16 protein-coding genes are annotated in these 18670 nt (G+C 64.0%); 10 read left to right on the top strand and 6 right to left on the bottom strand.

Annotated features, from left to right (window positions below):
• Positions 1-63 precede the first annotated feature (63 nt).
• From glyQ to VGL01_RS12160, 5 genes are read left to right on the top strand one after another with little or no spacing between them, the layout of a single operon-like run.
• Positions 64-1071, top strand: a complete 1008-nt coding sequence (gene glyQ / locus VGL01_RS12140; protein WP_331569562.1) for a glycine--tRNA ligase subunit alpha — start codon at positions 64-66, stop codon at positions 1069-1071.
• Positions 1072-1102: 31 nt separating this feature from the next.
• Entirely contained in the window at positions 1103-3211 is a 2109-nt protein-coding gene (glyS, locus tag VGL01_RS12145; RefSeq protein WP_331569564.1) for a glycine--tRNA ligase subunit beta, read from the top strand.
• Positions 3212-3228: 17 nt separating this feature from the next.
• Complete coding sequence (gene gmhB / locus VGL01_RS12150) at positions 3229-3786, top strand: D-glycero-beta-D-manno-heptose 1,7-bisphosphate 7-phosphatase (RefSeq protein WP_331569566.1); 558 nt, start codon at positions 3229-3231, stop codon at positions 3784-3786.
• A 12-nt stretch (positions 3787-3798) separates the two neighbouring features.
• On the top strand, positions 3799-4557 hold the full coding sequence (locus VGL01_RS12155; RefSeq protein WP_331569568.1) for a lysophospholipid acyltransferase family protein: 759 nt from the start codon (positions 3799-3801) through the stop codon (positions 4555-4557).
• Positions 4526-5392, top strand: coding sequence for a SprT family zinc-dependent metalloprotease (locus VGL01_RS12160; protein WP_331569570.1), 867 nt, complete (start codon positions 4526-4528; stop codon positions 5390-5392). Before VGL01_RS12155 ends, VGL01_RS12160 begins: the two co-directional genes overlap by 32 nt.
• Before the next feature lie 33 nt (positions 5393-5425).
• On the opposite strand, the gene gloA is transcribed toward VGL01_RS12160, so the two are convergent.
• Positions 5426-5812, bottom strand: a complete 387-nt coding sequence (gene gloA, locus VGL01_RS12165; protein ID WP_173259216.1) for a lactoylglutathione lyase — start codon at positions 5810-5812, stop codon at positions 5426-5428.
• Positions 5813-5977: 165 nt separating this feature from the next.
• Between gloA and VGL01_RS12170 the strand changes: the two genes are divergently transcribed.
• Complete coding sequence (locus tag VGL01_RS12170) at positions 5978-6952, top strand: DMT family transporter (RefSeq protein ID WP_331569572.1); 975 nt, start codon at positions 5978-5980, stop codon at positions 6950-6952.
• Here VGL01_RS12170 and rsmA read toward each other — a convergent pair.
• The 4 genes from rsmA to VGL01_RS12190 form a co-directional block, all read right to left on the bottom strand.
• Positions 6949-7767, bottom strand: a complete 819-nt coding sequence (gene rsmA / locus VGL01_RS12175; protein WP_331569574.1) for a 16S rRNA (adenine(1518)-N(6)/adenine(1519)-N(6))-dimethyltransferase RsmA — start codon at positions 7765-7767, stop codon at positions 6949-6951. The two genes, VGL01_RS12170 and rsmA, sit on opposite strands and share 4 nt — an antisense overlap.
• Positions 7768-7839: 72 nt before the next feature.
• Positions 7840-8856, bottom strand: a complete 1017-nt coding sequence (gene pdxA, locus VGL01_RS12180; protein ID WP_331569576.1) for a 4-hydroxythreonine-4-phosphate dehydrogenase PdxA — start codon at positions 8854-8856, stop codon at positions 7840-7842.
• Positions 8857-8867: 11 nt separating this feature from the next.
• Positions 8868-10238 carry a peptidylprolyl isomerase gene (locus VGL01_RS12185; RefSeq protein ID WP_331569578.1) on the bottom strand — a complete coding sequence of 457 codons (1371 nt, stop codon included), beginning with the start codon at positions 10236-10238 and terminating at the stop codon, positions 8868-8870.
• Positions 10239-10330: 92 nt separating this feature from the next.
• A complete protein-coding gene (locus VGL01_RS12190; protein WP_331569580.1) occupies positions 10331-12697 on the bottom strand; it encodes an LPS-assembly protein LptD in 2367 nt (788 codons plus the stop codon).
• A gap of 211 nt (positions 12698-12908) precedes the next feature.
• On the opposite strand from VGL01_RS12190, the gene VGL01_RS12195 reads away from it, so the two are divergent.
• The 3 genes from VGL01_RS12195 to VGL01_RS12205 all read left to right on the top strand — a co-directional run bounded on the left by VGL01_RS12195 (position 12909) and on the right by VGL01_RS12205 (position 16075).
• Complete coding sequence (locus VGL01_RS12195) at positions 12909-13946, top strand: aminoglycoside phosphotransferase family protein (RefSeq protein WP_331569582.1); 1038 nt, start codon at positions 12909-12911, stop codon at positions 13944-13946.
• A gap of 43 nt (positions 13947-13989) precedes the next feature.
• A complete protein-coding gene (murU, locus tag VGL01_RS12200) occupies positions 13990-14691 on the top strand; it encodes an N-acetylmuramate alpha-1-phosphate uridylyltransferase MurU (protein ID WP_414720238.1) in 702 nt (233 codons plus the stop codon).
• Positions 14692-15019: 328 nt separating this feature from the next.
• Positions 15020-16075: a hypothetical protein gene (locus tag VGL01_RS12205; RefSeq protein ID WP_331569584.1), complete on the top strand. Its 1056-nt coding sequence runs from the start codon at positions 15020-15022 to the stop codon at positions 16073-16075.
• A 139-nt stretch (positions 16076-16214) separates the two neighbouring features.
• On the opposite strand, the gene VGL01_RS12210 is transcribed toward VGL01_RS12205, so the two are convergent.
• Entirely contained in the window at positions 16215-18113 is a 1899-nt protein-coding gene (locus VGL01_RS12210) for an ABC transporter ATP-binding protein/permease (RefSeq protein WP_331569586.1), read from the bottom strand.
• A gap of 142 nt (positions 18114-18255) precedes the next feature.
• Here VGL01_RS12210 and VGL01_RS12215 point away from each other — a divergent pair, with 142 nt between their 5' ends.
• Positions 18256-18648, top strand: coding sequence for an acyl-CoA thioesterase (locus VGL01_RS12215; RefSeq protein ID WP_173255134.1), 393 nt, complete (start codon positions 18256-18258; stop codon positions 18646-18648).
• Positions 18649-18670: the final 22 nt, after the last annotated feature.

Below are 18670 nucleotides of genomic sequence, written 5' to 3' on the forward strand. Positions count from 1 at the left end.
TTCGCGCGGCCAATCATCGGCGCGATCCGCGGCTTGTCCGCCGCGCGCCGCAAAAGGCACGACATGCTCACGTTTCAGCAAATCATCCTGACGCTGCAATCCTATTGGGACCAACAGGGCTGCGCGCTGCTTCAGCCCATCGACATGGAAGTCGGCGCCGGGACGTCGCACGTGCACACGTTCTTGCGGGCCGTCGGTCCCGAGCCGTGGCGCGCCGCCTACGTCCAGCCGTCGCGCCGCCCGAAGGATGGCCGCTACGGCGACAATCCGAACCGCCTGCAGCACTACTATCAGTATCAGGTGGTGCTGAAACCCGCGCCCGAGAATATCCTCGATCTCTACCTCGGCTCGCTGGAGGCGCTCGGTTTCGATCTGAAGCAAAACGACGTGCGCTTCGTCGAGGACGATTGGGAAAACCCCACGCTCGGCGCATGGGGCCTCGGCTGGGAAGTCTGGCTCAATGGCATGGAAGTCACGCAGTTCACGTACTTCCAGCAGGTCGGCGGCCTCGATTGCAAGCCCGTGCTCGGCGAAATCACCTATGGGCTCGAACGGCTCGCCATGTACCTGCAAAAGGTCGAGAACGTCTACGACCTCGTCTGGACGGAGTGGGAAGAAGCGGGCCCGAGCGGCCCCGAGATGCGCCGCCTGACGTATGGCGACGTCTACCATCAGAACGAAGTCGAACAGTCCACTTACAACTTCGAGCACGCGAACGTCGAACTGCTCTTCACGCTTTTCTCCAGCTACGAGTCGGAAGCGAAGCGCATGATCGAAACGCAATTGGCGCTGCCCGGCTACGAGCTCGTGCTCAAAGCGGCCCATACGTTCAATCTGCTCGATGCGCGAGGGGCCATCTCGGTGACCGAGCGTGCCGCCTATATCGGCCGCATCCGCGCGCTGTCGCGCCTCGTCGCCCAGGCCTACTACGATTCGCGCGAAAAGCTCGGCTTCCCCATGCTCGGCAATCCCGTGCACGGCGTGCGCGGTCTCACGACCGACGCGCAAGAAGCCGCGCTGCCCGCCTGGGCGCCGCCGCTCAAGGTTGAGCGTACGATCGACGAGCAGTGACCCAACCCAGGAACAGAGCTAGTCCCAGAACATGAATCAAATCGAACAAGCCACGCTCCTCGTCGAATTGCTGACCGAAGAACTGCCGCCCAAAGCACTCGCGCGCCTCGGTGAAGCCTTTGCCACCGGCCTCGTGGAGCGGCTGGCCGCTCGCGATCTCATCGCCGGCGAACCCTCGTTCGAGCGTTTTGCGACGCCACGACGCCTGGCCGTCGCGATCAAGCATGTGCGCAGCGTCGCACCGGCCAAGGACGTGCGCGAGAAAGTCCTGCCGGTGTCGGTTGCATTCGATGCGAACGGGCGTCCGAGCGCGCCGCTCGCCAAGAAGCTCGCGGCGCTCGGCTTTCCCGACATCGCCGTCGATCAACTCGAGCGTGCGCAAGACGGTAAGGCCGAAGCGCTGTTTCTGCGCTACTCGGCGCCCGGTGCCACGCTCGTTGCGGGGTTGCAGGCGGCGCTCGACGAAACGCTTGCAAAGCTGCCGATCCCGAAGGTGATGACCTACCAGCGTCCCGACGGCACGAGCGTGCAGTTCGTTCGCCCGGTTCAGCGGCTCACCGTACTGCATGGCGAAGAAGTCGTGCCGGTCACCGCGTTCGGCATCGACGCGGGCGACACCACGATCGGCCACCGGTTTCTGTCGGACGGTCTCGTGGCCATCCTCCATGCCGACGAGTATGCGGCCACGCTGCGCTCGAAAGGGCACGTGGTGGCGAACTTCGCCGATCGCCGCGCGAGCATCGTGACGCAATTGCGCGCGCATGCGGGCGGCGATGTCGTGGTGATGCCCGATGCACTGCTCGACGAAGTGACCGCGCTGGTCGAATGGCCCGTGGTCTACGCCTGCCGTTTCGAAGACGAGTTTCTGCAGGTCCCGCAGGAATGCCTGATCCTGACGATGCAGACGAACCAGAAGTATTTCGCGTTGACCGATAGCGAAAGCAAATTGCGCTCGCGGTTTCTGATCGTCTCCAATATCGAAACGAAAACGCCCGGTGAGATCGTCGAGGGCAACGAGCGCGTCGTGCGGCCGCGGCTGGCCGATGCCAAGTTCTTCTTCGAGCAGGACAAGAAAAAGCCGCTGGCGGAGCGCGTGCCCCTACTCGCGAACGTCGTCTATCACAACAAGCTGGGCTCGCAGTTCAAGCGCGTCGAGCGCCTCGTCGCGCTGGCCGGCAAAATCGCTCCGTTCGTCGACGCGAACATCGCCGAGGCCGAGCGTGCCGCGTACCTCGCCAAGGCGGACTTGCTGACCGATATGGTGGGCGAGTTCCCCGAGCTGCAAGGCACAATGGGCACCTACTACGCGCGCCATGACGGCGAGCCCGAGGATGTCGCGCTCGCTTGCAGCGAGCACTATCAGCCGCGCTTTTCCGGCGATGCGCTGCCTTCCACGCGCGTCGGTACGGCGGTCGCGCTCGCCGACAAACTCGAGACGCTTGCCGGAATCTGGGGCATCGGCCTCGTGCCCACCGGCGAAAAGGACCCGTTCGCATTGCGCCGCCACGCGCTCGGCGTGTTGCGCATTCTCATCGAGAACGCGTTGCCGATCGATCTCGTCGAGCTCGTCGAGGCTGCATGCGGCGTCTTTGCGGCCGAACCGCAGGTCGCCGATTCGTCGAAGCCGCTCTACGCATTCTTCATGGACCGCCTGCGCGGTCTGCTGCGCGAGCGCGGCTACTCGGCCGGGGAGATCGAGGCCGTGCTGAGCCTCGAGCCGCGGCGCATCGACGATGTCATTGCGCGCCTGGACGCCGTGCGCGAATTCACGGCACTGCCCGAGGCGGAAGCACTGGCTGCGGCCAACAAGCGGATCTCGAACATCCTCAAGAAGTCCGAACTCGACGCGAAGCCGTCGGGCAGCGGAATCGAGTCGCGCCTGCTCGTCGAGGATGCCGAAAGAGCGCTGAGCGACGCGCTCGTCGCGGTCGCGCCCACGGTGCAATCGCAGCTCGCCCAGCGCGATTACACGCGCGCGCTTTCGGCGCTTGCCGCGCTGCGCGCACCGGTCGACACGTTCTTCAACGATGTCATGGTGAACGCCGAGGACGACGCGCTGCGCAGAAACCGGCTCGCCTTGCTCGCGGCGCTTCATGCGCAGATGAACTGCGTCGCCGACATTTCGAAGCTCGCTGCCTGACGCCGGGAGCGCTCGCCATGACCTTCAGCAAGAAGCTCGTCATCCTCGATCGCGACGGGGTCATCAACGTCGATTCGGACGCGTTCATCAAGTCGCCCGACGAGTGGATCGCCATTCCCGGCAGCCTCGAGGCCATTGCCCGGCTCAATCAAGCCGGCTACCGCGTCGTGGTTGCATCGAACCAGTCGGGTATCGGGCGCGGCCTGTTCGACATGGCGGCGCTCAACGCCATGCATGCGAAAATGCAGCGCGCCGCGGCCGCGGTGGGCGGCCGCATCGATGCCGTGTTCTTCTGCCCGCATACGGCGGACGACCAATGCGAATGTCGCAAGCCGAAACCGGGGCTGCTCAAGATGATCATGGACCGCTTCGAGATCGATCCTTCGGCGACGCCCGTCGTCGGCGATGCGCTACGCGACCTCCAGGCCGGTGCGGTACTCGGCTTCGACCTGCACCTCGTGCTGACGGGCAAAGGCGCGAAAACGCTTGCCGCGGGCGGCCTGCCGGAGGGCACCAAGGTGCATGAAGACTTGAAACATTTCGCGCTCGATTACCTCGCCGAGCGCGACGAGTAGACTCCGATTCCGATGCGCTTTCTTCGCTCGCTCTTCCTTTTTTGCTTCTTGATCGTCTTCACGATCCCGTACGCCACGGCCTGCTTCGTCGCATTCCCGTTCATGCGGGCCGACAAGCGCTACTGGATGGCTGTTGGCTGGTGCCGGACGACGCTCTTCGTCGCGCGTCACTTGAACGGCATTCGCTATCGCGTCGAGGGCATGGAGAACCTGCCCGACGGTCCCGCGGTCCTCCTCCCCAAACACCAATCGGCATGGGAAACGGTCGCGTTGCCGGCGATCATGCCGCGCCCGCTTTGCTACGTGTTCAAGCGCGAACTGCTTTACGTGCCGTTTTTCGGCTGGGCGCTCGGCATGCTGAAAATGATTCAGATCGATCGCAAGGAAGGCAAATATGCTTTCGTATCGGTGGTGAAGCAGGGCCGGCAGCGCTTGAGCGAAGGTGCGTGGGTCATCATGTTTCCCGAAGGCACGCGTACGGCGGTCGGCACGCAGGGCAAGTACAAAACGGGTGGTGCGCGTTTCGCGATGGATGCGGGCGCGTGCGTCGTGCCGATCGCACACAATGCGGGGCGTGTCTGGCCTCGCAACTCGTTCATCAAATACCCTGGTATCGTTACGGTGTCGATCGGCAAACCGATCGATACCGTCGGGCTCTCGGCGGATGAGATCAACACGCGCGTCGAGACATGGATCGAAACCGAGATGCGCCGTATCGATCCGGATGCTTACTATAGCGATGCCCAAACCTGCTCCACCCAGCCGCGCTAAAGCGCTCGACAATCGGCAACTCGACTTGCCGCTGTTCGCCGAACCGCCCCTCGAAGCGCCACCGGCGCCCGCCTCCCTTCAATCGCCCGATCCCACGAAATTTGCCCCCGGCGTCAAGCTTCGCCGGCTGGCGCTCGACGGCCGTACGCTCGAATATGGACTCAAGCGCTCGACGCGCCGCACCATCGGCTTCACGATCGACGGCAGCGGCCTGACCATCACGGCGCCGCGCTGGGTTACGCTCGCCGATATCGAAGCCGCCATTGCCGGCAAGCAGCGCTGGATCTTCGCGAAGCTGTCCGAATGGCAAACCCGCGCCGAACAGCGCGCGCTGCCGCACATCGAGTGGCGCGATGGAGCGCAGATCCCCTTTCTCGGCAAACCGGTCACCGTCGCGCTCGGCTCATCGCACGGCGCGCTTCGCTTCGATCCGGAGGCGGCCGTGCTGGCGCTCGCGTTGCCGGCCCATGTCGATGCCCAGCAGATCAAGGATCGCGTGCAGGGTTGGCTGCAAAACGAGGCCAAGCGCGTGTTCGGCGAGCGGCTCGATGTCTATGCGCAAAAACTCGGCGTCTCGTTCAAGGGTTACGCACTCTCGTCGGCCGCAACGCGCTGGGGCAGTTGTTCGAGCGACGGGCGCATCCGCCTGAACTGGCGACTGATTCACTTTCCGCTGTCGATCGTCGACTACGTCGTGGCGCACGAACTGGCGCACCTGCGCGAAATGAACCACAGCCCGCGCTTCTGGCAGACGGTCGAATCGATCTTTCCCGAGTTTCGCGAAGCGCGGCACACGCTCAAGCATCACCCGCCCGAGCTGCTCCCCGCTCTCTAGCCCGGGCCTCGGCACCGCTCAGGCGCGCGTCCGTCAGCGCTTTTTCTGGATGAACTCGATCTTGTAGCCGTCGGGATCGGCGATGAACGCGATCACGGTCGTTCCATGCTTCATCGGGCCCGCCTCACGCACGACGGTGCCGCCTTGCGCCTTGATCTTTTCGCAAGCCGCATAGGCATCGTCGACTTCGATCGCGAGATGGCCGAACGCGTTGCCCAGGTCATACGCTTTCGTATCCCAGTTGTGGGTGAGCTCGAGCACCGTCCCTTCGCTCTCGTCCGTATAGCCCACGAACGCCAGCGTGAAACGGCCTTCCGGGTAGTCCTGCCGACGCAGGACTTTCATGCCCAGCAATTCCGTGTAAAACGCGATCGAACGATCGAGATCGCCGACGCGTAGCATCGTGTGCAGCAAGCGCATAGCATGCTCCTCTGAAAAAAAGCGACTCTAGCAACAATGCGGCGGCCATGCCTTGCCCCTTTGGGGCGTACGGTTACTCGCCGGCCGCAGTGCGGCGGCCACGGCATTTTGATATGTTACCCGGCACGCGCCGCCGATCCGTCGCGCCTGCCCAGACAGGACATAATGAACACAGCCGCCTCCCGCCTCGCTGCCTCCGCTTCGCCGCCGCTGCGCCGCGCACCGGATACCTTCGCAATTCTGACGATGGTCGTGCTCTGCGCGATCTGGGGATTCCAGCAAGTCGCGATCAAATCGACGAACGGATTGATCGGGCCGATGCTGCAGGCCGCCCTGCGCTCGGCGATCGCCACAGCGCTCGTCTGGGGCTGGACACGCGCCCGCGGCACGCGGCTTTTTGCGGCGGACGGCACGCTCGGTGCCGGGCTCGTTGCCGGTCTGCTGTTTGCCGGCGAATTCGTCTGCATCTTTCTCGGCCTGACTTTGACGAGCGCGTCCCGTATGGCGGTCTTCCTCTATACGGCGCCCTGTTTCACCGCGCTGGGGCTCCATTTTTTCGTACCGGGCGAGCGCATGCGGGCCGTGCAATGGCTGGGCATCGTCGTCGCCTTCGCAGGCATGGCGCTCGCGTTCGCCGACGGCTTCGCACGCGCACCCGCTGCCGGCGCGGTGCTCACGGGCCTCGCCGGCGACGCGCTCGGCGTACTGGCCGGGGCCCTTTGGGCCGCGACGACGGTCGTCGTGAGAGCTACGTCGCTGTCGCACACGAGCGCCAGCAAGACGCTCTTTTATCAGCTCTCCGTTTCCGCCGTCGTACTGTTCGCGCTGGCGCTCCTGCGCGGCGAGACGCACACGATCCATATCACGGCGCTGGCCGTGGCGAGCCTCGCCTACCAGGCGGTCATCGTGGCCTTCGTGAGCTATCTGACGTGGTTCTGGCTCTTGACGCGCTATATGGCGTCGCGCCTGTCCGTGTTCTCGTTCCTCACCCCGCTGTTCGGGGTGACCTTTGGCGTGGTATTGCTGGGGGAGTCGTTCAGCGCCCGCTTTCTGGCCGCATCGGCGCTAGTTTTGGCCGGCATCGTACTCGTGAACGCGCCGGCTCGCCGGAACGGCGCTGCTCCTACTACATCCGCCTAGGAAGACGTCAGCGCCTGCGTCGCACGCACGTATTCCTCGACCGGAACGTCTTCCGCACGGCGCGCGAGATCGAAGCCGAGCGCCTCGAAGTCGATTCGGTCGCGATAGGCTGCAAGCGTGTTCCGCAGCATCTTGCGGCGCTGCGAAAAAGCCGCGGTGACCAGCTCGCCAAAGGCCCGCTCGTCAACGGGCACGAGCTCGTCCGGTCGGTAGGGAATCATTCGCACGATCGCGGAATCGACTTTCGGCGGGGGCTGGAACGATTCGGGCGGCACATCGAGCAGCTTGTCCATCGCATACCGGTACTGCAGCATCACCGAAAGCCGTCCGAACGCCTTCGTCCCAGGCTCGGCCACCATGCGCTCGACCACCTCGCTTTGCAGCATGAAATGCTGATCGACGACGATCGGCGCCCATGCCATCAAGTGAAAGAGCAGCGGACTCGAGATGTTATAGGGCAGATTGCCGACGATACGCAGCGTTGGACGCGCTTGCGTGTCGACGAGCGTCGCGAAATCGAATGCCAGCGCATCCCCGGCGTGCAGCGCCAGGCGGTCTCCGAACTTGTTCTTCAGCCGCGCGATGAGATCGCGGTCGAGCTCGACGGCGTGAAGCGGCGAACCGGGCGCGGCCACGTGCTCGATCAGCGGCTCGGTCAGCGCACCGAGCCCCGGGCCGATCTCGACCATCCGCTCGCCGGGCAACGGCCGAATGACCGCAACGATCGAGTCGATCACGCCCAGATCGACGAGGAAGTTCTGGCCGAAACGCTTGCGTGCGAAATGGCCTTGATGCTGTTTGCTGCTGTTGGACATTGCGTCGTTGAAGCGCCGAATGAAAGACGATGAATTGCGAGGGGATACCGGACGGATGGACCGCCGAAGCGATCAGCCGCCGCGCCGGTTGCGCGCCATCGTGACGGCCGTATCGATCGCGGCAATGAGACTGCCCGCGTCGGCGCGGCCGGTGCCTGCCAGATCGAGCGCCGTGCCGTGATCGACGGACGTTCGAATGATCGGCAAACCGAGCGTCACATTGATGCCCTCGCCGAATGTCGCGTACTTGAGTACCGGTAGACCTTGATCGTGGAACATCGCCAGCACGCAATCGGCTTGATCGAGATAACGCGGCTGAAACAGCGTATCGGCCGGATAAGGACCGCGCGCATCGATCCCCCGCTGCGCCGCAATCGCCAGCGCCGGTGAAATCACATCGATTTCCTCGCGCCCCAGATAGCCGCTCTCGCCTGCATGCGGGTTCAATCCGGTCACGAGAATGCGCGGTACCGGCAGTCCAAAATCGCGGCGCAGATCCCGCTCGATGATGACGAGCGTTTCGACGAGGCCATCGATCGTCAACGCACCCGGTACATCCTTCAGCGGCAAGTGCGTGGTAGCCAGCGCGACCCGTAGCGGCCGCACACCCGTGCCTGCGAGCATCATGACGACGCGCGGCGTATTCGTCCTCTCGGCGAGATATTCGGTGTGGCCCGTGAAAGGCACGCCGGCGTCGTTGATCGTGCTCTTTTGCAGCGGAGCGGTGACGATGGCGTCGAGCGTGCCGGCCAGCGCGCCGTCGATGGCGTCATCCAGCAATCGCAGCACATAAGGGCCATTCGCCGCATCGAGCCGCCCCTCCACCGCCGGCTTGGCGAGCGGCCGGTGTTCGACGCACACGGACGCCACCCGACCCGGCGCGGCCTCGGCAACGAGCGACACCCAATCGACGCCCACCGCACGCGCGCGCGCAGCGAGCAACGTGGCGTCGCCGAACACGGTGAAGTTTGCATCGGGCCAGTGCGCCGCGGCACCGGCGAGCGCCATCGCCGTCAACTCAGGACCGACACCGGCGGGCTCACCGGTTGTAATCGCGATCCGCAGCGGGGAGTGAGGGGCGCGCACCATGGCTCAATGACTCATTGCTGCGCGAGCGAGCCGCCGAGCTTGTATTCGATGTAGGCGGAATCGCGCAACTGGCGCAGCCAGTCCGCGTAGGCTTGCTCGGCCTTGCGCTGGCCGATCGCCTGCCGCGCAAGGTCCATTTGCTGCTGAACCGAGCCTTGCGCCTCGCGCCGGCCAAGTACCTGTACGAGGTGGTAGCCGTATTCGGTGCGAATCGGTTGGCTGATCTCGCCGTCCTTGAGATTGTTCATCGCGCGCTCGAACTCCGGCACGGTCTCGCCCGGGCTGATCCAGCCGAGATCGCCGCCCTGCGACGCCGAACCGTCTTGCGAGTAGGTCCGCGCAAATTTGCCGAAGTCGCCGCCCGCCTCGATCTGCTGACGGATATCGAGCTCCTGCTGGCGCGCCTGTTGTTCGGTGACTCCGCCCGGTCCCACGCGCAGCAGGATATGCCGCACGTGCGTCTGGACGAGCTTCGGTGCATCGCTTGCGGTACCGCCGACACCGGTGCGGCGATCGACGAGTCGCACGATCTCGAAGCCGTCCGCCGTGCGCACGAGATCGGGGCTCACCTCGCCCGGACGCAGCGCCGAGGTCGCCTTGACGAGCTCTTCGGGTAGCCGGGAAGGCGGCAGGAAACCGAGGTCGCCGCCCTTTTTGGCGTCGGCCGCCTGTGACTGCTCTTTCGCGAGCGACTCGAATTTCGTGCCGCTCTTGGCGCGATCGAGGATCGACTGCGCCTTCTTCTGCGCGTCCGCCAGCACATCCTGCGACGCGCCCTCCGGCACCTTGACGAGAATGTGCTCGATGCGCAGGTCCTGCTGCACCTTCGCGTCCGGCCCGCGCTGGCTCGCGATGTAGTTCGCCACTTCGGCATCGGACACGGTGACCTTGCTGTCCACCTCACGCTCCCGCAGCTTGGAAAGCGTCAACTCGGTACGCGCATCGCGCGTAAACACCGACCACGGCACGCCCTGCGCCTCGATGCGCGCGCGGTAGATCTCGAGCGACATGTTGTTCGCCTTCGCGAGACGCTGCACCGCCGCGTCGACAGCCGCGTCGTCCACGGTGATCCCGTCTTCCTTCGCGCGCTGCAGTTGAATGCGCTCGAGGATCATCTGATCGAGCACCTGGCGCGTCAGCTGGTCGGAGGGCGGCACCGGCGCGTTTTGCTGCTGCAAGCGGCGCGCCACGAGATCGACCCGCAATTGCAGCTCGCGCTCCGTGATGACATCGTCGTTGACCACGGCCGCGACGGAGTCGACCGACTGCCCGCTCGGAGCAGCCACTGCCTGGGCCGCGGCCGGCCCCGCCGGCATGAAGACCAGAGCGGCCCCGATACCGGCCGCGAGCGTTGCCCAGCGAAGCTTATTCGAAATTGCCACAGCTACTCCATTCATATCGGGCCGCCGAAATCGAGCCCTGCCCCGTTTTGCGAAAATCGATTGCGCGCATGCGAGCCCCGCATCGTCGCGCTTCATTCATAGTTCGAATAACGCGAAACCGGCAGCGGCGGGGGCGGCGGCGGTGTATACCCCGCCACGCTGGCCCTGAATGCTGCCGTGAGTCCGTTGTCGACATTCGACAAGCCTTTCAGCGTCAACTGCGCGAGCATACGCGTCGACGAGCGGGCTCCGCCTGCCGAATTGATGCCGTTGGCGTAACGCTGGACGCCGACGCCGAGCGTCCAGCAATCGGCATCGTACTGGAAGCCGACCAGCCCGTCGACGATGCGGTGACCGGCCAGGTCGTAGTTGAACCGCCCCACGCCGTAGAGCCGGCGCGTGATCGGCCATTCGCCCGATACCACGAACTGGTTGATCGGCTCATTGTCGAGCGTGTCGTTGGCCCGCGTGTAACGATAGGCCACGTTCACGACCTTGCGCGCCTCCGGGCTGAAGCCGAAGCCGACGCTCGAACGCACCAGCTGGTTGTTGTCGGCATTATATTGGAACGCCGTTTCCGAGGCGAAACCTGCGCCGAGCTTGATCGACGCGCCCGCGATCAGGTCCGAATGGCTCGTGGCCGGAATCGGGTCGCTCGATGTGAGTCTCACGCGTTGATCGCGGAAGTAATACTGCTGCGCGATGACGAACCGCGCGCGCTCGTCGCCCGTCGCCGCGTTGATGAAGCGCGTCGTGAGGCCAGCCGTGAGGCGGTTCGCATCGGCAATCCGGTCGTTACCGACGAACGTATTGGGCGTGAAGATTTCGGCAAGCCCGAAGTCGGACTCCGCGGTATCGAACAGCGGCGCGAAGTTCTGATTGCGATAGGGCGTATAGACGTAGTAAAGCCGCGGCTCCAGCGTCTGGATATAGTCTTCGCCGAAAAGCCGCAGCGAGCGCTCGAAGATGAGGCCCGTGTCGAAGCTGAAAGTCGGAATCGACTCGGTGAAGTTTTTCGGCTGGCCAGCGGGGGCCGTCGAGCCGAGCGTCGTCAGGTTGTACGACGCGAAGTGCATCTGCACTTTCGGCACGACGAAATAGCCGGGCCCGATCAAGCCGTACGAAAGGTACGGGTTGAACATGAGCCGGTTGCCCTGCGTCGCATCGGCGGCCGTGATGTGGAAGCGGGTGTAGTCGGCTTCCACGCCGTAATCGAACCCGCCGACGTTGTACCGCGTGTATTTCACGTTCAACTGCGGTTCGCGGCCGTAGGGCGCCGCGGCGTCGTTGTAGGTCTGCCAGTGCTGCTCGCGCGCCAGCACGGACCAGGGCCCGTTGTTGTACGTGATCCCCGCTTCCTGGTCGTAGATGATCTGCGTGCCGACCAGGAACTGATTGCCGACGGTCGCGAGATCCTGCGAGTAGGTGTCGTCCGATACCCGGTTGTAGTTCACGTACGCGCCGAAGCCGCCGCCCAGGTTCTGGTTGTGCTGCCAGTAGATCGCGTAGCGATCCTTGCGCTTGATCGCATCGTTCGGCAAATACTCGGCCGTGAACGTGCCGGTGTATGTCGGCGAAAGATATCGAAACGACCCTTGCGTTTGCACGCCGCGTTTCGAAATGATGCGTGGCGTGAGCGTGAAATCGCGATTCGGCGCAATGTTGAAGTAGTACGGCTGCGAGAATTCGATGCCGTTGGTCGAGCTCACCGAGAAAAGCGGCGGCAGCAGACCGCTGCGCCTTTCGCCGCTCAGCGGAAACGAGAGCCAGGGGCTCGCGAAGATCGGCACACCCTGGAAAAACAGCACCGCATTGCGGGCCACGCCTTCATCCGAGCCGGTATCGAAATCGAACTCGCTGCCACGGATATACCACGCGGGCCTCGTCTCGCATTGGCAGCCCGTATAAGTGCCATCGGTGAACACCGAGCGCTCGCGGTCGAGCAGTTCGACGCGCTTGGCGCTGCCCGATCCGCCACGCAGCGTGAAGCGATATTTCGGTACGGGCATGTATCCCGCGTTCGCCTCGACCCACAAATGCGCCTCAGGGCCGGCAAACGACACGCCATTGCCGATCAGGCGCACGTTGCCGTAGGCATCGGCGTGATCGGTATCCTCGTCGTAGTGAAGGGCATCGCCCTTGATGACGTTGGCCGGCCGCCGAATCTCGGCCGACCCTTTGGCCGCGACATCGCGATCGGCGGTGCCGATCGCGTCGTCGCCCAGCGCGAACGTGGCAGGCGAGCCGCCGGCCGCGACCGGATGCTCTTCGATCTGCGGAGCGAGTCTCAGGCCCCATGGCGCGTCGAGCTGCTGCGCTTGGGCGGCCGCGCCCGTCAGTTGCGCGTGCGAGACCGACGGCATCAGGCCCGGCATGGCGATCAGCGCAGCCGCGAGGCGTTTCATGCGCGGCGCGCTATCGCCGGAGAAATTCGTTCGAAGAAACTGTCTGGGCGGCATGTATCGATTGGCGAATCGGCCCGGCAGCCAGGCACGGCGCCGTCGCACGACGTGCACCGCCGGTATCCGGTGGCGGTCTCGTCGCGCACGAGCGGCGTGCTCGACGCACGGGACGACGGGCGGTCAAACTGGACCGTGCAAAGGCCGACACGGGGCGCATCGTGAAAAGTCGTCGGGTATTATATGGCAAGACGTTTTGCCTCCCCCCGTTATGACGAATACTTGTCCGGCCGATGCCCGTATCGACGCGCTTGCCAACTGGCTGCGCGCACACCAGGCTCATTATGGCCTGAACCTCTCAACGCTCGCCCCTGCATCCGCCGATGCGAGTTTTCGCCGTTACTTTCGCCTCGAAAGCTCGGGCACGCATGGCCCGACACTGATTGCCGTCGATGCCCCGCCGCCGGAAAAATGCCGCGAGTTCGCTCAGATCGCAGGTCTGCTCGCGAGTGCGGACGTCCACGTGCCGCGGGTACTCGAGTGCGATTTCGAGCAGGGCTTCATGCTCGTCACCGATCTGGGCACGACGCCCTACATCGAAGTGCTCGACCCCGGCGACCCGCAAGCCGCGCGGCCGCTCATGCGTGACGCGCTCGACGCGTTGATCCGCTGGCAGGCCGGCTCGCGCGAGGGCGTACTGCCGGCTTTCGACGAGGCGTTCTTGCGCCGCGAGATGGAACTGATGCCCGAATGGTTCATCGAGCGGCACCTCGGACGCACCGTCGACGAGAACATACGCGGCGTCCTCGACCGCACCTACGCGCTGTTGATCGCCAGCGCTCGCGCGCAGCCGCAGGTCTATATGCTGCGCGACTTCATGCCGCGCAACCTGATGGTCTGCGAGCCGAATCCCGGCGTGCTCGATTTTCAGGACGCGGTCCATGGCCCGATCACGTACGATGTCGCGTCGCTGCTGCGCGATGCGTTCCTGAGCTGGGACGAGGAGTTCGAGCTCGATTGCTTCGTCTACTACTGGGAGCGCGCGAAAAAAGCGGGGCTGCCTGTCGATGCGGACTTCGGCGAGTTCTACCGGCAGATCGAGTGGATGGGGTTGCAGCGGCACATCAAGGTCCTGGGGCTTTTTGCACGGCTTTACCATCGCGATGGCAAATCGCGCTATCTCGCCGACTTACCGCGTTTCATGGGCTACGCGCGCAAGGTAAGCGAGCGCTACCGGCCGCTTGCGCCATTCGCACGATTGCTCGACGAGCTCGAAGGACGTGCGAGCGAAGTCGGCTATACATTTTGACGCCCCGCGCACGATGAAGCTGAATCCACTTTTGACCCACGCGATGATCTTCGCGGCCGGGCGCGGCGAGAGAATGCGCCCGCTCACCGATACCTGTCCCAAACCGTTGCTCGAAACGGGCGGCAAACCGCTCATCGTCTGGCAACTGGAGCGGCTGGCCAGGGCCGGTTTCGAAACGATCGTCATCAACCATGCGTGGCTCGGCGACCGGATCGAAGCCGCGCTCGGCAACGGTTCGCGCTGGGGCGTACGCATCGCCTACTCGGCGGAAGGGGCCGCGCTCGAGACAGCCGGCGGCATCGCTCAGGCGTTGCCGCTGCTCGAAGAGGACGGAGCGCCCGCGGTCTTCGCCGCGGTCAGCGGCGACGTCTACTGCGACTTCGGCTACGAACGGCTCGCCGGGCCCGCGGCGCGATTGGCGGCGATGGAGGAGCCCGGCATGCATCTCGTGATGGTGCCGAATCCAGCGTTTCATCCCGAGGGCGACTTCGCGCTCGTCGACGGGGCGCTCTCGCTCGACGGTTCGCCACGTTATACGTTCGGCAATATCGGGCTTTACGACACGCGAATGTTTCGGGGACTGGCGCGCGGCGAGCGGCGCGCGCTGAGGCCTTACTATCGCGAGACCATTGCCGCCGGGCGCGCAAGCGGCGAAGTCTTCGATGGCTTGTGGGAGAACGTCGGCACGCCGGCGCAGCTCGACGCGCTCGATCGGCGGCTAAGGGAGCGCGGATCCGTCCGATAACGGGCCGCGCCGGGCGAATTCGGCCATCGGAAAAGCTGCCAATCGGCGCCGGATAGCAGACACCGTAGATTCGAGCGCTCCCCCGCTTCATACACCACGGGCGTAAATCACGCGCTGGCCATCGGCTGCGCGGCCGTCCGGCGATGCACGTTCGTCCCCATACCTCATTTGCCGTATAGCGGCCGATCCCGATTCCTCTGCAGAATGGTTTCGCGCGGCCCAGTGTCACGAGCCGGCGCGAGGACCTGCGATCGAACAGCAGTTTTTGTTCGAGACGGCGACTGCATTTCTCGTCGAGAGCTTTCGAAATTAATTAGGAGAACTAATTGTGAACTGGAATCGCGCCTTTACCGATTTGATCCGCAACGGTCGCCCGGCCTACTGGGGCAACTGGACGCTTTCACCTAAACTCGCCCCGGGCGCCGTCGGCATCATTACCCCGGACACGGGCGACTTCACGCTCGTCAGGGAGGCAACTCCGGGCGTTGCCCACAGCAGCCGCACCATTCCGAATCAGTGGAAGCTGTCGTCGAGCAACGTTCACCGCTCGGAAACGCAGGTCAACCTCGACGGATCGGGTACCGATCCGGAGACCGGAACGAAGGTCAAGGCCGGCCTCGAAGTGAAGTGGGAGTTTTCGTCCGCGGGCGCAATCGCATCGGAATTCAGCATCGAGACGGAAAAGTACATCAACGACCTGACCTCACTGACGAAGCCTGAAACGCTGAAGTGGCTCGCCGAACAGGCCAAATCGGTGAGCATGGGCTCCGACGGGAAGATCTCGCAGGGCTTCGGCGTCATCACCAGTGCGATCTACGCGCACAGCGGCGTGAACGCAGGTTCCCAGGACAGCAGCTCGTCGCTTGCTCTGACGGGTTCGGCGAGCGCGGTGCAGGACATGCTCGGCGGGGTCAACGGCAAGGGTTCGTTCCTCTCGGTCAACCAGCATAAAAGCGTCGACCAGCACCTGTGGCCGTTCAAGCCGGGAGAGATTGCGCCCGATGCCGTACCGATCGCCTATACGGTCGCATCGTTCGATGGACAACTGCTGATTCCCAACTGGATCACGCGCCTCAGCGCGTTCGAGATCTTCTTCAACAACAAGCCCGGCTGCACTTACATCACACATATCAAGCTGGCTTACGACACACCGCACGGACGGCAAGACAACGAATTTACGCTCTCGGGCGGCATTTCGAAGACCGTCAGCAACATCCCGCTGCATGCGACGGACATCCATGTCGAAGTGAAATTCAAAGGCGTGGTCAATGACGACAACTACACCTTCCATTGGGCCACCCCGTTGGGGCAATGGCTGACGGGACGTCGCGAGATCGAAATGAGCGGCGTCTGGCCGGGCGCCACCCACGCGCGGGAAGTGTAGAAGACGGCAGCGGCAAGCAAGCACTGATCGGCATGCGTCGATTCACCCAGCGTGCGTGCGGCCCGCAGTCCCCTACGGGACTGTCGGGCCGGCCCTCCCAAGGAATCCGGACGTGTCAGCGCGTCGCACGCTTGCAGATCTAGTCCGCTGCCTGTCGAAGCACCCCGTCATGCTGCTCACCTGAACCCGCATCGCGAACCGCGCGCTGCTGCTGCAACGCCCACATCTGCGCGAACGCCCCGCCCGCAGCCAGCAATTGCGCGTGCGTTCCGCGCTCGACGATCCGGCCGTGCTCCATGACGATGATCTGATGCGCGTGAACGACGGTCGACAAGCGATGCGCGATCACGAGCGTCGTGCGCCCTCGCGCGATCTGATCGAGTTCCGCCTGGATGGCACGCTCCGAGCGCGAATCGAGCGCCGAAGTCGCCTCGTCGAACACGAGTATCGGCGGGTTCTTGAGCAACGTGCGCGCAATCGCCACGCGTTGCTTTTCGCCGCCCGACAGCTTGAGCCCGCGCTCGCCGACGGGCGTCTCGTATCCTTTGGGCAGCCCCTCGATGAAATCGTGAATGTGCGCCGCGCGCGCGGCCGCGACGACTTCCTCGCGCGTTGCCGTCGGCCGGCCGTAAGCGATGTTGTAGTAGATCGTGTCGTTGAACAACACCGTATCCTGCGGCACGATGCCGATCGCCTGACGCAGCGAGTCCTGCGTTACATCGCGAATGTCCTGCCCATCGATACGAATGGAACCGCCCGACGCCCGGTCCAGATCGTAAAAGCGAAACAGGAGCCGCGCGAGCGTCGACTTGCCGGCGCCGCTCGCGCCGACGACTGCGGTCGTCGTACCGGCCGCAATCGTAAAGCTCACGTCATACAGAATCTGCCGCGCGCCCTCGTAGCCGAACGACACGTGCCGGAATTCGAGCTCGGCCCCACGCACCACGAGCGCCTGTGCGCCCGGCTCGTCCGGAATCTCGCGCTCCGCGCCGAGCAGCGTGAACATGCGGTCCATATCGGTAAGTGCCTGCTTGAGCTCGCGATAGACGACGCCCAGGAAGTTCAGCGGAATATAGAGCTGCAGCATGAACGTGTTGATGAGCACGAGGTCCCCGAGCGTGAGCCGCCCCGCCATCACGCCCGACGTCGCGCGCCATAGGATGAAAACCAGCGCGGTGCCGATGACCGTTTGCTGGCCGAAATTCAATAGCGACAGCGAGTTCTGCGATTTGATCGCCGCTGCGCGAAACCGCTTGAGGTTTTCGTCGTACCGCTGTGCTTCCCACGCTTCGTTGCCGAAGTACTTGACCGTCTCGTAGTTGAGCAGCGAATCGATCGCTCTCGAATTCGCGCGCGAATCGAGTTCGTTCATCGCGCGGCGCAAATGCGTGCGCCACTCGGTCACTTTCACGGTGAAGACGATGTAGACGACGAGGGCAACGAGCGCAACGATGGCGTAATAGGCCTCGTACTTGACGATGAAAAACCCGAGGACGAGCCCGACTTCGACCAGTGTCGGCAAGATGCTGTACAGCGAATAGGAGATCAGTTGCTGAATGCCGCGCGTGCCGCGCTCGATATCGCGCGACATCCCGCCCGTTTGCCGTTCGAGGTGAAAGCGCAGCGAGAGCGAATGCAGATGGCGAAAGACCTTGAGCGCAAGGTCCCGCACAGCGCTTTCGGTGACCTTCGAAAAGAGAATCTCGCGCAACTCGGTGAAAAGCGAAGTCGATAGCCGCACGACGGCATAGGCGACGACCAGCAACCCGATTCCTCCCGCCAGCACGATCGCAGGATCGTTCGCCGCGCGGCCGAGGGCGGTCAGTTGCCGCATGGAGACCAGCCCATCGACGATGCGCTTCATGACGATCGGCACGCCCAGGTTGGCGACCTTGGCACCGATCAGGCAAGTGAGCGCCAGCGCGACGCGTGCCTTGTAGCCGGCCAGATAAGGCAACAGCGAGCGAATGGTTTGCCAATCGCGCCGCGGCGCGCTCGAAGGCGGGGCGAGTTCACTCGAAGCGGAATAACGGCGCATGGCAGTATCGGGGGCCGTGGGGACGGCGGTTATCTGTACAATTCCTACGCTCGACTCAGCGCACCGAGTATTGTCGCAGAAGCGCATCGGGCGCGTTGGCGCCGTCCACGGCCGCGCCTTTTTCCTTTTTCACGGTATTTTTATGACTTCACCTCTGCTTCCGCAAAAGGTTTGCACGCTACGCGTCGTGCCGCAGCCCGCCGACGCGAACGTCCACGGCGACGTCTTCGGCGGCTGGATCATGGCGCAAGTCGATATCGCGGGCTCCATTCCGGCCAGCCGGCGCGCCAACGGCCGCGTGGCGACGGTCGCCGTCAACTCGTTCGTCTTCAAGCAGCCCGTGTTCGTCGGTGACTTGCTGAGCTTTTATGCCGACATCGTCAAGACGGGGAACACGTCCGTCACCGTGGATGTGGAAGTGTTTGCGCAGCGCATGAGTCTGGCCGAAGAAGTCGTCAAGGTGACCGAGGCCACGCTCACTTATGTGGCGACCGATCACGAACGCCGTCCGCGCAAGCTGCCCGATCTCAAGTAGCGCAACGGGCCCCGCGCGGAAC

The organism is Trinickia sp. (genome assembly GCF_036503415.1).
GTDB lineage: Bacteria > Pseudomonadota > Gammaproteobacteria > Burkholderiales > Burkholderiaceae > Trinickia.